General features: G+C 43.8%; 14 protein-coding genes. 7 read left to right on the top strand and 7 right to left on the bottom strand.

Features of this window, described 5'->3' with window-relative positions; genetic code table 11:
• Positions 1-8: 8 nt before the first annotated feature.
• Both ACRRSX_RS06005 and dapA read right to left on the bottom strand, forming a co-directional pair.
• Positions 9-779 carry a diguanylate cyclase domain-containing protein gene (locus ACRRSX_RS06005; RefSeq protein WP_432454103.1) on the bottom strand — a complete coding sequence of 257 codons (771 nt, stop codon included), beginning with the start codon at positions 777-779 and terminating at the stop codon, positions 9-11.
• Positions 780-892: 113 nt separating this feature from the next.
• Positions 893-1765 (bottom strand): 4-hydroxy-tetrahydrodipicolinate synthase, encoded by an 873-nt coding sequence (dapA, locus tag ACRRSX_RS06000; RefSeq protein ID WP_432454104.1) that lies wholly within the window; start codon positions 1763-1765, stop codon positions 893-895.
• Positions 1766-2082: 317 nt separating this feature from the next.
• Here dapA and rsmC point away from each other — a divergent pair, with 317 nt between their 5' ends.
• The 4 genes from rsmC to ACRRSX_RS05980 all read left to right on the top strand — a co-directional run bounded on the left by rsmC (position 2083) and on the right by ACRRSX_RS05980 (position 6396).
• Complete coding sequence (gene rsmC, locus ACRRSX_RS05995; RefSeq protein ID WP_432454105.1) at positions 2083-3114, top strand: 16S rRNA (guanine(1207)-N(2))-methyltransferase RsmC; 1032 nt, start codon at positions 2083-2085, stop codon at positions 3112-3114.
• A 132-nt stretch (positions 3115-3246) separates the two neighbouring features.
• The gene (glgC, locus tag ACRRSX_RS05990; RefSeq protein WP_432454106.1) at positions 3247-4467 is read left to right on the top strand and encodes a glucose-1-phosphate adenylyltransferase; all 1221 of its coding nucleotides are present in this window, start codon (positions 3247-3249) and stop codon (positions 4465-4467) included.
• A 93-nt stretch (positions 4468-4560) separates the two neighbouring features.
• Complete coding sequence (gene glgA, locus ACRRSX_RS05985; RefSeq protein WP_432454107.1) at positions 4561-6039, top strand: glycogen synthase GlgA; 1479 nt, start codon at positions 4561-4563, stop codon at positions 6037-6039.
• A 78-nt stretch (positions 6040-6117) separates the two neighbouring features.
• A complete protein-coding gene (locus ACRRSX_RS05980) occupies positions 6118-6396 on the top strand; it encodes a late competence development ComFB family protein (RefSeq protein ID WP_432454108.1) in 279 nt (92 codons plus the stop codon).
• Positions 6397-6406: 10 nt separating this feature from the next.
• Here the strand turns inward: ACRRSX_RS05980 and ACRRSX_RS05975 are convergent, their stop codons facing one another.
• Together ACRRSX_RS05975 and ACRRSX_RS05970 are read right to left on the bottom strand one after the other, a co-directional pair.
• On the bottom strand, positions 6407-6616 hold the full coding sequence (locus ACRRSX_RS05975; protein WP_432454109.1) for a hypothetical protein: 210 nt from the start codon (positions 6614-6616) through the stop codon (positions 6407-6409).
• Between the two features lie 159 nt (positions 6617-6775).
• Entirely contained in the window at positions 6776-7189 is a 414-nt protein-coding gene (locus tag ACRRSX_RS05970; RefSeq protein WP_432454110.1) for a GFA family protein, read from the bottom strand.
• A 150-nt stretch (positions 7190-7339) separates the two neighbouring features.
• Between ACRRSX_RS05970 and ACRRSX_RS05965 the strand changes: the two genes are divergently transcribed.
• Positions 7340-7810: a WbuC family cupin fold metalloprotein gene (locus tag ACRRSX_RS05965; protein ID WP_432454111.1), complete on the top strand. Its 471-nt coding sequence runs from the start codon at positions 7340-7342 to the stop codon at positions 7808-7810.
• 245 nt (positions 7811-8055) lie between these two features.
• On the opposite strand, the gene ACRRSX_RS05960 is transcribed toward ACRRSX_RS05965, so the two are convergent.
• Entirely contained in the window at positions 8056-10254 is a 2199-nt protein-coding gene (locus ACRRSX_RS05960; RefSeq protein WP_432454112.1) for a malate synthase G, read from the bottom strand.
• A 1018-nt stretch (positions 10255-11272) separates the two neighbouring features.
• Between ACRRSX_RS05960 and ACRRSX_RS05955 the strand changes: the two genes are divergently transcribed.
• Entirely contained in the window at positions 11273-11581 is a 309-nt protein-coding gene (locus ACRRSX_RS05955) for a 4a-hydroxytetrahydrobiopterin dehydratase (protein ID WP_432454113.1), read from the top strand.
• Here the strand turns inward: ACRRSX_RS05955 and ACRRSX_RS05950 are convergent.
• Positions 11574-12203: a uracil-DNA glycosylase family protein gene (locus tag ACRRSX_RS05950; RefSeq protein ID WP_432454114.1), complete on the bottom strand. Its 630-nt coding sequence runs from the start codon at positions 12201-12203 to the stop codon at positions 11574-11576. The genes ACRRSX_RS05955 and ACRRSX_RS05950 overlap by 8 nt on opposite strands.
• A gap of 12 nt (positions 12204-12215) precedes the next feature.
• Complete coding sequence (locus ACRRSX_RS05945) at positions 12216-13259, bottom strand: NADP(H)-dependent aldo-keto reductase (protein WP_432454115.1); 1044 nt, start codon at positions 13257-13259, stop codon at positions 12216-12218.
• A 220-nt stretch (positions 13260-13479) separates the two neighbouring features.
• Here ACRRSX_RS05945 and ACRRSX_RS05940 point away from each other — a divergent pair, with 220 nt between their 5' ends.
• Entirely contained in the window at positions 13480-14847 is a 1368-nt protein-coding gene (locus ACRRSX_RS05940; RefSeq protein WP_432454116.1) for a pullulanase-associated domain-containing protein, read from the top strand.
• Positions 14848-14888: the final 41 nt, after the last annotated feature.

Here is a 14888-nt window from a genome sequence, read left to right as displayed (position 1 = left end):
GATATTAATTAGAAGCTGAGCTGCTGCTTAATATCTAAACGATGCGCTAACAAAGTATCTGCGTTATCACCATGTTCAGGATAGTATGCCCACCCCAGCTGGAAGCTATCCAACGACACGCCTTGTAGCTGTTGCTGTAACTGCGAGCTGAGTTTTTCAGCGATGGCGGCAGCAGCGGTTTGACTGGCACCGTAAAGCAAGGCGATTAACTCGCCATCACTAAACTGAGCAATACTGTCTGAACGGCGTAATTGCTGCTGTAATACCTTTGCAACGATGGCACATACCAAAGCGGCATCATCACTTAAATAATGCAGGGTGAGAATGGCGAAAGGCTCTTGATTACGATGACTTAAACGCATCGCCTGAATCAACAGTTCGCGGAATAAAGACGCCGACAGTAAGCCACTTTGCGGATCACGTAACTTCGCTTCATCATTAATTAAAGGGATCGTTAGCGGGAGTACACTCGCCAGTAAGACTTGCTTCCCTTGGATCGCCATTGGCACGCCATGAATACGCAGCCACTCGTCTTCAGTGTGGCAGTAATGGCAAGTAAAGGCGGTATTCGCCGATAAGCTAGCGTACAAGGCTTGTTGAAAAGCACTCCGGCAACGAGAGTCAACCCGTTTTAACCATTGCTCTACTGGTAAGCTTTCCAAATCTTGACCTTGCCAAGGGTATTTTACACTGACTAAACCCTCCGCCGCTTGGAATAACCAATAACCGCTATCATCTTCAACCACCTGATGAAAAAAACCTACTAAATCAATTTCCACCACAACCCATCCTTAATAAGCGGCTAGTAGCTAGAAGTATAGCAAAAGGGATATTTAGACTTATACAGCCCAAAAAAAGCCGAGTATGCTCGGCTTAGGGAAAGCGAAGGCGACTAAATTAATTCGAGTGCTTGCATCGCTTGGCGAATACGATTTTTAGTACTCTCGGATAAAGCCGTCACCGGTAAACGACATTCTTCTTGACACTTGTTTAGCAATGAAATTGCATATTTCGCACCCGCCGGGCTCGGTTCAATAAACATTGCTTGATGCAAGGGCAGCAATTTATCTTGAATTTGACTGGCTTTCGCATAATCCCCGTCTAAAGTGGCTTGTTGCATTTGCGCACACAGTTTAGGAGCCACGTTAGCCGTCACCGAAATGCAGCCTTGTCCACCACTCACATTATAAGAAACAGCGGTCGCATCTTCACCACTTAACCAACAGAAATCATCGGCGATTAACTGACGCTCAAACAAAGGGCGAGACAAATCGCCAGTGGCATCTTTCACGCCAACAATCCGCGGCAACTGTGCCAGCTTAGCCATGGTAACAGGGCTCAGGTCAACCACCGCTCGTGGTGGAATATTGTATAAAACAATCGGAATATCGGTAGCATCGTGGAGCATTTTAAAATGCTGATACAAACCGTCTTGGTTCGGCCGATTATAGTAACCCGCCACGTGCAAGGTGGCATCAGCGCCGGCTAGCTGTGCAGCTTTGGTGTATTCAATCGCCTCAAGTGGGTTATTCGACCCCGCACCAGCAATCACTGGAACCCGCCCTTTCGCCTGCTCAACCACTGTTTTCACCACAGCGATGTGCTCATCGTGGCTTAAGGTTGGGCTCTCGCCGGTGGTTCCGACCGGAACAATACCATGGGTACCTTGATTAATATGCCATTCAACTAACTCGCGAATCGCCGCATAATCTACTTTGCCTTCAATAAAGGGCGTCACCAACGCTACAATCGATCCTCTAAACATGCCCGCTCCATCACTTACATCAAAAATAAAAAAACCCGGTCACAGTGGCCGGGTTCAAAAAAGTTGTTACGTTTTACTCACACCCAGCCATTAACCACCCGCGTTTAATTGCGGGCCGTTTATACTTTTTAAACTCTATAACATATGGCAACAGGAAGTATCCTTAATAAAACGAATAGCTGCTAGCTAGTTTGCTTAGCTTGTATAAAAAGTCAAGTAACCTGAAAAATAAATCCGCAGAAGCCGTGATGAGATAGCCTTTTTCGGCAAAAGTTTCTATTATTGCGGCCACAAAACTGAGTAACCAAAGCCAAACTATGAACAGCTCACTGCACCCAACTAGTCAAGTACTCGCCCGTCATCAAGATTTATTTGTACAACAACATTTAGTGGTTGCAGGCCAACTCTACGATAACTACCCCAAAGAGCTGTTAGAACAAGTTGCCTCATTGCAACTATGTTGCAGCCATTATGGCCAATTTAGCTATTTTCAATCGATCGCAGATCCCAAAATAAACAGTCAGTTTTCGGCGACTCCAAAGTTAGCGACCCATAGTGACGCACTATTGTTTTACATGCCCAAGTCGAAACAGGAAGCGGCTTACTTATTCGCTTGCTTACTGCCACAGCTAAAAGTAGGTGCCGATATTTTTGTGATAGGAGAAAACCGAACTGGCGTAAAAAGCTGTGAAAAAATGTTGGCTGAATTTGGAGTGAGGCTGAATAAGATAGATAGTGCCCGACGTTGTGGCCTGTATTACGGACAACTGCTGCAAGTCGCCCCTGGTTTTCTGCCCGAGCATTGGGATAGCACATTTGAAGTTCAATTAGGTGAAACGCGATTGAAAGTCAGTTCACTACCTGGCGTATTTAATCACGGTAAACTCGATGATGGCAGTCAACTTTTGCTCGAGCATTTGCCGCCACTTCACGGTAAGGTGCTCGATTTCGGTTGTGGCGCGGGCATTATTGGTGCAAGCCAAGCACTATTGTATGAAATCGATATCAGCCTGCTCGATGTAAGTGCATACGCTATCGCCAGTAGCCAAGCGACCTTAATGATAAATAACTTAAATGGAACGGTAATTGCTTCTGATGGTTTAATGGAAGTGAAACAATGCTTTGATTTTATAGTGAGTAATCCGCCTTTTCATGCAGGCATCGATACCCAGTATGAAACCACCGAAAGGTTTCTAGCGCAAGCCAAGCAACACTTAAATACACAGGGTGAGCTATGGATTGTGGCCAATAGTTTTCTAAAATACGAAACCTTAATTAAGCAGCATTTCACCTCCTATGAAAGCGTATTTGACAACAAAAAATTCAAAATTTTACGATGTTGTCACTAAAAAAATATTAATTGCTCACGGATTAATTAAAACGCAGAGTCTGCTATTTACTTTAAAGTAAATATCTGCAAACTAAACCTAGGCACAATGAAAACGATTTCAAAATACATATAAATTAAGGGACAAGGTCTAATGGCTGGAATACTTACGATGATCCTCGCTGGCGGCGAAGGCACTCGCCTCTACCCACTTACCGAAAGTCGAACCAAACCAGCGGTACCTTTTGGAGGAAGTTACCGACTCATAGACTTCGCTTTAAACAATTTTGTAAACTCTGACTTTCTAAAAATCTACGTTCTCACCCAGTTCAAATCACAATCACTCAACATTCACTTACGCCAAGCTTGGCACTTATCTGGAATTACCGATCGCTTCATCGATGCCGTACCTGCACAAATGAGAGTTGGTAAACGTTGGTATGACGGTACCGCAGATGCGATTTACCAAAATGCCCGATTTATCGAAATCAACGAACCGGAACACGTCTGTATTTTTGGCAGTGACCATATCTATAAGATGGACGTTCGACAAATGGTCGATGAACATCGTCGCAAAGAAGCGGCTTTAAGCGTCGCGGCAATTAAAGTTCCGAAAGCACAAGCAGATCAGTTCGGTATTATTGAAGTTGACGAAGAAGGTCGGATGATCGGCTTCGAAGAAAAACCCAAACAGAATCCTAAGACCATCCCCGGTGACCCCGATCATGTACTGGCATCGATGGGAAACTATGTGTTTGAAAGAAAAGTACTGCTTGAAGCCCTCTATGAAGACGCAGTCGATCCCAATTCTAGCCATGATTTCGGCAACGACATTATTCCAAAACTGTATCCTCTGGGTAAAGTTTTTGCTTATGACTTTACTCAAAATGATATCCCTGGCGAAACCACCAGCGGCTATTGGCGTGATGTAGGAACTCTCGACGCATACTGGGCTGCCCATATGGATTTGCTTGAAGAAGAGCCCCCCTTCTCGTTATATAATCCCCAGTTCCCGTTACACACTTATTACCCGCCGCTTCCGCCTGCCACCTTTAAAGATGTCGGTGATAAAAAAGTAAGTATTAGCCAATCCCTAGTGTCAGCAGGAAGTTTTGTCTTAGGCTCCGAAGTCAATCGTAGCGTACTCGGCTTTAGAAGCCATGTTCGCCCCGGCTCAGTGATCAGTGAATCGGTGTTAATTGCCAACTGTCGGATTGGTGAAGGTTGTCATATTCGTCGCGCAATTATCGACAAAAATGCAGAAATTGCCCCCGGAACAGTCATCGGAGAAAACTTAGAGGAAGACCGCAAACGTTTCACTGTATCACCAGAAGGTATTGTTGTTGTTCCGAAAAGTGCCAAGGTTGGATTTTAATCCATCGATTTGCCTTGAAAACAACCAAGCATTTACTCTAGAATCGTCACTTATGAGGAACCATTTGGTGCCTCACTAGTAAAGGAGCGACCTGTGACAGCCCATCCTGTCAGGATACTATTCTTAGCCTCTGAAGTAGAAAGCCTAGCCAAAACTGGTGGTCTTGCCGATGTAGCTAAAGCCTTACCACTTGCCCTCAAAGAGCATGGACAAGACGTAAGAATCATCATGCCTTTTTATAAAACTTTGAAACGACATGATGAGGCTGAAAAACTGCTCGACTTGCGACTGCATACCGCCAATCATATAGACGATATAGAATATTCGGTATATCGTTTAATGTTAGAAGATGTGCCTGTTTATCTCATTAAACAACCAGCCTACTTCGATCGAGATCAACTTTATAGTGAAGGTGAATTTGCTTACGACGATAACGGCGAGCGTTTTTCTTTTTTCTCTCGAGCCGTTTTTCAAGTCGCCAAAGCCCTAGACTTTAAACCCGATATTTTTCATTGCAACGATTGGCATACCGCTTTAGTCCCCTACCTTCTGAAGCAAAAATACGCCCATCACCCTTTTTTCTGCAATAGTAAATCGGTGTTAACCATTCACAATGCTGCTTTTCAAGGTATCTTTGAAAAACACCAGTTCCATCTATTAGAAGGCTTAGCCGATGGCTTAGTAGATCAAATTTTAGATGGTTATAATTGTATTAATTTACTCAAAGCGGGGATCCGCTTTGCCGACAAAATCAATGCCGTTAGCGCAAATTACGCACAGGAATTACTGACCCGTTTAGGATCTCATGGATTATGTGACTACTTTGAACAACGTCGTGCCGATTTGGTTGGTATTCTCAATGGCTGCGATTATTCAGATTGGGATCCAAAAACCGATCAACTAATTCCAAGCAACTACTCTCAAAGTGATCTCAGTGGTAAAGCCGTATGTCGGCAAGCCCTGCAACTAAATGCCGACTTGCCACAAACCAATGCGCCGATCTTTGGCATGGTATGTCGCTTAACCGAGCAAAAAGGCTTTTATTTACTACTTCCAGCCTTAGAACAATTTTTACGCCACAACGTGCAGGTGATTATTGTCGGAACTGGGGATAGTGGGATCGTTGCCAAGCTACAGACTTTAGAGCAGCAATGGCCAAATAAATTGCGCTTTATTCATGCTTTTAGCAACGAGCTCGCCCACTTAGTTGAAGCTGGTGCGGATTTTTTCCTCATGCCATCTCTGTTTGAGCCATGCGGTCTCAACCAAATGTATAGCTTAGCCTATGGCACCCTCCCCATCGTTCGTGGGGTTGGTGGTTTAAAAGATACCGTGACCGACTTTGATGAAGATCCCTTAAAAGCCACAGGGCATATCTTTTATGATCCCGAACCCGCTGATTTGCTCAATACCTTGCGCCGAGCTTTACTGCTTTATTTAGAAGATTATGAAGCATTCAAAGCCATGCGTCACCGAGCAATGGAATCGCTGTTCCATTGGCAGCAATCAGTTTGGCAATATGAAGCCTTGTATAATGAAGCCCTAAATGTGGAGCCAGTTCAACATCAATAATAATATATCGTCAGGGAGTGGCGACCCTGGCTATTATTATCTAACCTGAACATAAGGACTTAATTTAAGGGAATTTTTATGCGTATATCAGAGGAAGTTCATAATTTCACTGAGTTTCTCTTAGGCGAACAATTGATCGCTTTAGATGTCGAGAATCGTTGTGATCCAGAGCGTTTGCAGGATTTATGTTGCTTGGTATTAAACCGTCTTCCCCCTCGCTATATCCGCCATAATGTGGATGTGCTTAGCGCGATAAGCGATGAGGAACGGGCTCAGTTAATAGAGAAAACCAAGTTAGCGATTGAAGAAGGCTTAATATACTTGAAGCAAGACCGCCGCCAAGGTTCTCGCGACTAACGGTAGAAACTCAACAGATCTCCAGTTCAATATGAGTGCAGTCCTTAGCACAATAAATACCAGAGGCTTGGGTCTGCGATTGGCTCGGTAAAACTAGATATAAAGGCTGCCGACATTGCTCACAAGTTTTTGCCTTGCCAGCTAACACTTGTTTGATCAGCTGACGCTGCTGCTGATAGGAATTTGCACTACGTTTGTTAAGCTCTTTAAATCCAGACATTCTTTACTTCTCTTTGCGATACCCCCCAACCTTAGAGATAAGCAGAGTTCGATGCAAACGGTTTTTTGATAGCCGTACTTTATTGCTGAGACTGGAGCCATCACACTGGTTGAATCACTGAGTTTATCTAGCTCTGCTTTTAATCAGCCCCAGAAACGATCAGTTATCTTCTCTTCCCTCTGGGTATTGTGGCAAGTCATCACTAATCTGACTCCAGTTCGCTTTATAAGCCGTATAAATATGTGCATCTGGCGCTTCATCAATATCACTATCAAGCGTACCGAGACTAAACTCGACTAATTTGCCGTTATCGTTAGCCGGAGCAAACGTAAGGCTCGAGCCGCAACGCCCACAAAACTGCCGGGTGGTCCCATTATCCGCTTTAAATTGACGCAACAGATCTTGGCCGCTGAGCCAATGAAAATGTTCTTGTTTTGCTTCACCATAAGTGGCGTAAGCTGCGCCGTGAAACTTACGACACATACCACAATGGCAATGCCCCATTTGGGGCTCAATTTGATCCACTTGATAACGGATACCACCACACAAACATTGACCGAGATACGGACTCATCACTTACTCCTTCATTTATCATTGATATTAACCAAAACACATAGCAAGCATCTGCTCAGTTGGACTCACTCATAGAATGTGTAACCATTAGTCAGTAAACTATTACTTTTTCACAAGCCTTGCGTACGACGGCATAAGGGTAAATTTTAGATGTTAAAAATAGTTAATGGGCAAGATTTTGCCAACTTTAGCGAACAAGCTAAAGCAGCACCACGCCAACGCAGTCATCATAACTTGCACCCGTCTCATGATGCCATGGTACAACGCTTATTTATCGCAACTGAACCCAATACCTATATGCGTCCTCATCGGCATAGTGAAGCCCATAAGTGGGAACTATTCTTGGTTTTACAAGGCCAACTCGATTTACTCATCTTTAATGAGCAAGGCAAATTGACCGAACGCCATAGCTTATCTCCTGCAACCAATCGCGCTATTGAAATTCCACCACTCACCTGGCACGGCTATGCTTGCATGCAAACAGGGACTATTGGACTGGAAATCAAAGAAGGAGCCTATCAACCAACTCCCGATGAAGATTTCGCCCCTTGGTCTCCCGCAGAAAGTGATCCCAAAGCCAGTCACTATCGAGATTGGATGCGTACCGCTCAAGTCGAATAAATATCAGCTTTATATTACCTAATTATCGGCATTAAAATTAAACACTTGGTGCTGAATTATGGTTGATATACAGGCATAGGATGAATGATAAATGCCAGTGATGAGAGCGCGGGAAATCAGATAAATCCAGAAAATAACTATCGTATTGTCATCGGTTTAAACTTTTACTCTCTGATTGTACCTAGAAAAACAATGCAAGCAGCAAAACCAAAAAACGCCCTCAATGAGGGCGTTTTCACATGACATTAGCTCGCTTTAAACTTAACTCGCCAAGCATGTAATAAGGGCTCAGTATAGCCACTGGGTTGCTCGCAGCCTTTAAAGACTAGATCAAGCGCAGCCAAATAGGCACAACTGCTGGTCAAGCGACCGATCATGGGAAGATACGCAGGATCATCACTATTTTGCTGATCGACTAAAGCAGCAATAGCTTCAAAGCGTTGCATCACCAAATTTTCACTTACAACGCCATGTTTCAACCAGTTCGCCACATGCTGGCTGGATATACGCAAGGTAGCCCGGTCTTCCATTAAACCCACGCCATTAATGTCGGGGACCTTAGAACAACCTACACCTTGCTCAACCCAGCGCACCACATAACCTAAAATACCCTGAATATTATTATCCAGTTCATCCACTAGCTGCTGTTCAGTCCAATCGCTATTCACCGCCAAAGGCGGCGTTAATAACCCAGCCAAACGCGGCTCACAATGCTCACTCAATTGCTCGAGCAATTGCTGTTGGATCCCAAACACTTCCACTTGATGATAATGGATCGCATGTAAAGTTGCGGCGGTTGGAGAAGGAACCCATGCGGTACTCGCACCACTTTTAGGGTGAGCGACTTTTGCCTGCATCATATCGGCCATCATTTCTGGCATCGCCCACATTCCCTTACCGATTTGCGCCTTACCTTTTAAGCCACAACTTAAACCAGTTTCAACATTGCTCAGCTCGTAATCCTTGATCCACTGGCTTTCTTTAATCTCCCCTTTTGGCACCATCACACCTGCGCACATACTGGTGTGGATCTCATCACCAGTTCGGTCCAAGAAGCCTGTATTAATAAACACAACACGTTGCTTCGCTTCAGCAATACAAGCCTTTAAATTCACACTGGTACGGCGTTCTTCATCCATAATACCAAGTTTAATAGTATTCTCTGCGAGGCCGAGTAATTCTTCTACAGCGGCAAATAACTGATTGCTAAAGGCAACTTCTTCAGGGCCATGCATCTTCGGTTTGACGATATAAATCGACCCTTCTCTGGAATTTCGATAAGGGCTATTGCCGAGTAAGTCGTGCTTGGCAATTAAGCTGGTAAATACCGCATCTAGCAAACCTTCAGGCACTTGATTGCCTTCGCTATCGAGTATCAGGTCACTATTCATTAAGTGCCCAACATTACGCACAAACATCAGGGAGCGACCACTCAGGCTAAAACCATGTCCCTGCGGATTAAGGTAATGACGATTTGCATTCAATGAGCGAGTAATCGTTTCCCCGTTTTTAACCAGTTGCTCACTCAAGCTACCTTGCATTAAACCTAACCAATTACGGTACACCGCAACTTTATCTTCTGCGTCAACCGCAGCAATCGAGTCTTCACAGTCCATAATAGTGGTTAAAGCCGCTTCTAATACAATATCTTTGATTGACGCATTATCGCTAGAACCAATCAAATGCTCGCCATCAAACTGAATTTCAAGATGCAAACCGTGGTGTTTAAGCAAGATCGCACTAGGGGCTTCGGCCTCGCCTTGATAGCCAGCCAATTGAGCGGCTTCAGCTAAGGTGGTATTTGAACCATCACTTAATCTTACCAACAATCCACCCGCTAACACGCTGTATTTACAAGCGTTGGCATGACTACCGTGCGTTAAGGGGCAAAACTTATCGAGCAAGGCGCGACCATAGGCAATAACCGCCGCCCCCCGTTCTGGATTATATTGCTGAGTCGGCGCTAATGTTCCCTCTTGTGAAATCACATCGGTCCCATATAAAGCGTCGTATAAACTGCCCCAGCGAGCATTCGCCGCATTCAAGGCGTAACGTGCATTCATCACCGGAACCACTAACTGCGGGCCAGCTAATACCGCCAGCTCGGGGTCCACTTTGTTGGTATCCAAGCTCACCGCTTGAGGAACTTCAACCAAATAACCGATATCTTTAAGGAAGTGCTGATAAGACTCGGCATCAATGGGCGCGGGATGTTGCTGATGCCACAGATCAATCTGGGATTGTAAATGCTCACGCTTGCTCAGTAACTGCCGATTACGAGGAATGAACTGCTGTAAATATTGTTCGAGTTTAGGCCAAAAATCTGCTTGTTCGACTCCCGTCCCGGGCAATACTTGCTGATTGATAAATTGGTAAAGTAAATTCGATACTTTGAAATGTTCGAGCGGAAGGTAGTTCGATTCCTTGTTGATTTGCGTATCCATCAAATGCTCCCTTAAATTTATAGTTATAATTTATTTCGCGTTAGCTCATGCTTAGCGTTTAGTTATTGTGACCTTGTTCAACCTTGCTTCTATCTCATAGCAAATTTACATATTCGAATAAGTATCATCCCATAAAAAGAAACAACATAACAATCAGCCAAATGTCGTATGCACCATAATACAGCGTTTCACCAATCTTTTTCAAACACTCGTTTAAATCAACTCGCTATGAGCTGTTTACAATACTAAACAACAAATACTAATAATATGATTTTATTAAGTAAAAACATCTTTAGTGCAATAAGTAACGACTCGACATTCCATCACCGCGACCCGGTTTAACTCAAAGCCCAGCGTAACCTTATCTGCTCAGCCACACCGCTGGGTAAGCATCTCTTAGTCATGTGAGGGATACTTATGGCACATCATTGTAGTAAACGAATTGTAGCAGCGGACTGCGCTTTGCCAGCTCACGAATGTGGCAAACTTTATGAGTCAATGTGGCATGGCCATTTGGCAATGACAACTGCACCTGAATTTGCTCGTGAATACCCAATACTCTACCATCTTAATTATTTACCAATACGCTTCAGCTTTCTGCGACTTGGCTTGGTTTACCAAAGCTGGATTGAAGTATGGTTCACCAAGCCCAAGCTGCTAACCATCATTATGTCAGTAATTTTGTGCTCAATTTGCTTAATTGAAAGAGATTGGAGCAAGCATCCAAATAGACACTCCACGAGAAATCACCCAATACCATCTCAACCGATAATTATTGGCGCTCAACGCTTACTTTCGATACAACAGGCAAGACACCACAAAACTAGCATGATGCAGCTGCCTGTCAAAACCGATGGCTCACTCACTGCGGATGGCCCTTTTTAGGGAGCGAACATTGGGTATATACGGGAAGCCTACAACTATCGAGCTGTTTATTGCCACGATTGGTCAAGCTGACTTACCGCCTCGGCTCAGCTGAGCTAAGCTAAATTAGGTTCTGCTGTTTGTGAGAAGCAAAATGAATACCGTCAAACCCTTAAGTAAACCAGCAATCATAGTGGGATTAAAAAACCTGCCCAATTGGCAATATAAAGAAGGTTTTATTAGCAAAGACTATCAATTTAAAAATTTTATTGAAGCATTTGAGTTTATGAGCCGAGTGGCCAATTACGCAGAACAACAACAGCATCATCCCAACTGGAGCAATACCTACAACCGAGTCAATATTCGCCTCACAACCCACGAATGTAAAGGGGTCAGTGATCGTGATTTCAAGTTAGCCAAACTCATTGAACAACTATTCACCCAGTATTATTCAGTCAAGTGAGGTTGTTTGAGGATGATATTCCATCATCGCTAAATATCCTGCGAACCGCTTGTTGAAGCTCTGGGAGCAAACGCTGTTCAAACCATGGGTTGTTGCGCAACCAATGCCGATTACGCGGAGAAGGATGAGGTAAAGGCCAATAACCCTTCATGCTATGCTCAGAATAGTTCGCCACATTCTCGGTTAAATTTGATTGGGTTGGTCTGACTAAATAGCGAGCCTGGGCATAGCGCCCCACCAACAAGGTCATTTCAACTTTAGTTAAGCTCGCCATGATGGCGGTATGCCATTGTTCATAACAAACCACTGGCGGTGGCAAGTCGCCTTGTGTTCCTTTACCGGGATAACAAAACGCACAAGGTACAATTGCAACGCAATGCGGATCATAAAATATTTGCTCACTAATACCCAGCCACTGCCGCAATCGCTTGCCACTCGCATCATCCCAAGGAACCCCAGTTTGATGGACTTTGCTCCCCGGTGCTTGACCAATGATCAGCAACCGCGCATCTACACTCGCTTGGATCACTGGCCGAGGTACCAATTGAGCTTGGCACAAACGGCATGCACGAATATCACTTAACAATTTTGTTAGAGATTGAGTCTGATGATCAGCAGTCATTGATCTGAGCACCTAAGGACAAGGGAGCCGATATTCATCCCCTAAATACTGCAAGCGCGCCTCAAGTTCTTCGGAGATCACCAGTTCAACACTCATTAAGTTCTCTTTAAGTTGCTCCAGTGAGGTAGCCCCAATAATATTCGAGCCAACAAAACTCCGCTGATTCACAAAGGCTAGCGCAAGCTGCACAGGGCTAAGTCCAAACTCTTGCGCCAAATCAACATAAGCTTGAATCGCCTTATGCGCAACTTCGGAACCATAACGAGCAAAACGTTTATATAAGGTTAAACGAGCGCCTTCCGGCCATTGATTGTTTAGATACTTGCCTGACAAGGCCCCAAAGGCCAAAGGCGAGTACGCCAATAAAGGGACATTTTCCCGATGAGAGATCTCGGCCAAGCCCACTTCATAGCTTCGATTTAATAAATTGTAAGGATTTTGGATTGATATAATCTTTGGTAAGTTGTGTTTCTCGGCCAATTGCAAATAACGCATCATCCCCCAAGGCGTTTCATTAGAGATGCCGATATAACGAACTTTTCCTGATTTGACTAAATCGGCCAATGCCTCAAGCGTTTCAATAATCGGCGTTTGTGGCATTCCTTCTTGATGTTGGTAATTAAGCTGACCAAAGAAGTTACTTGCTCTATCCGGCCAATGTACTTGGTACAGATCCAAATAATCAGTTTGCAAACGACTTAACGAATCCTCAACCGCCTGATGGATACTATTCCAGTTCAAGGACATATCCGGGCGAATATACCCCCCGCGATCAGACTTAGAGGGCGCAGCCACTTTCGAGGCTAACACCACCTCATCACGATTATCACGCAATTTCAGATAGTTTCCGATGATGGTTTCGGTATCTCCCTGGCTATTTTCTCGAGGAGGTACTGGATACATCTCGGCGGTATCGATAAAATTAACGCCCTTACCAAGCGCATAGTCCAACTGAGCAAAGGCTTCGGCCTGAGTATTTTGTTCGCCCCAAGTCATCGTTCCTAAACAAATTTCACTCACCTCTAAATGGGAACTACCCAAACGCCGATATCTCATATTTATATCCTCAAACCCGTCACCTCAAAATACCATGTTAACGCCAATCCCAGCGAAGAGTAAAATATGACTGATTAATCAATAGTTGTGAATCATTTGTTGAGCTAAATCTATTTTTCTATAAATATTAAGATCATATTGGTGATCTATCGGATACTTCCATATTAATTTTTTAGTTATTATGAAACGGTACGACTTAAAACAAGTTCATGGAGTAATTGTGAAGAAAGGATCCCTACTCATTGCACTATTGTGGAGTATAAGTGCCGCAGCCAGCGCAGCCAATGTAACCATACATTATAAGAGTATCAGCAATAATTACGACGGATGGGGCCTGCATATCTGGGCTGGTAAAGAAATGGTTAATGGCAAAATTGTACCAGCCAAAACCGATTTTCGACTACGCCAAGGAACCTCGCCAAACCAGCCACTCATGCCGGATAAATTCGACAATTTTGGTGTCGTATTTACGATCCCAGTTAAAAGCGATGCCAAACAGTTCTCCTATACGGTCACCAATGGTAAATCCCATCATATGGGGATTACAGAATGGAAGTGGATTAAAAACAAACAGGGATTCAATATATGGTTGGTCGAAAACGATCCTAAAGTTTATCGTTCCCTACCGGAGCAATATGATAATGTCGCGACTGTTAGCCCCAATAGAAAAGTAAAATCGGTGGCCGCAAGCCCTCAGCTGATGCTTCCCGTCCCCCAAGCGATGGTTAATTCTGCGGAAGTGAAGACCAACAAAACCACAGTCGCCAAAAACATCGTCACAACAGCGACCACTGAAAATGCCTCAGAAAAACCCGATATTCAGCATTCTTTAACGATATTAAAAGACAATATTAATAAGAAAAACAAAACCATTAGCAAATTACAATCGGCTCTCAATAGCAGCCAAAATATCAATCAGCGTTTGCAAAATAATCTCAATCAAAAACTTCTAGATTATCAAAAACTACTGCAACTCAATGACAAAATAAGCAATGAAAACAGAACATTAACCGCTTCAAATCAAAGCTTACTTCGACAAACGAAAACTCGCGAAAACAACCCAGCAGAGCAGCAACTAATTAAACGTAATCAACAATTGGAACAACAATTAAGCGAGTTAAATAAGCAATTACTAGGATTACAAAACGATCTCAATCAAAATAATAGTGATGCTCAACTGCTGCAAAATTTACAGCAACAACTCCCTCAGTTACAAAGCGAACGAGATGAATTGCAACAACAAAACGCGAAGCTCAGCTCTCATATTGTAGAATTAATTCAAAATTCAGATAGCCCAATACCAAATCAGGCCAATGAAAGCACTTGGTGGTTATTTGCAGCCATCGTTGCCACCTTAATCATTACCATCACCTTTATTTTCCTCAGTATGAGCAAACGTTACAAAGAGCAACAATTAAAAATGGAAGAACGCTTAAAGCTTAAAGAAGACGAAATTAAAACCGAAAAAATCTACGCAGCAGCAGCCAACGAAAAACTACGCAAAGTGCTGCACGCCGAAGCGAAACAACAAACTTGGGCCCCTCTGCCCGACGGCTTACCTCACAACTTAAGAAAAGATACCGCTTAAAACATTTAGGCCAGCTTGCTGGCCTTTTCTTCACCCAATAG

Source organism: Agarivorans sp. QJM3NY_30 (assembly GCF_050870855.2).
Classification (GTDB): domain Bacteria; phylum Pseudomonadota; class Gammaproteobacteria; order Enterobacterales; family Celerinatantimonadaceae; genus Agarivorans.
The sequence above is the reverse complement of the archived record's forward strand: the minus strand, read 5'-3'. Positions and strand labels throughout refer to the sequence as shown.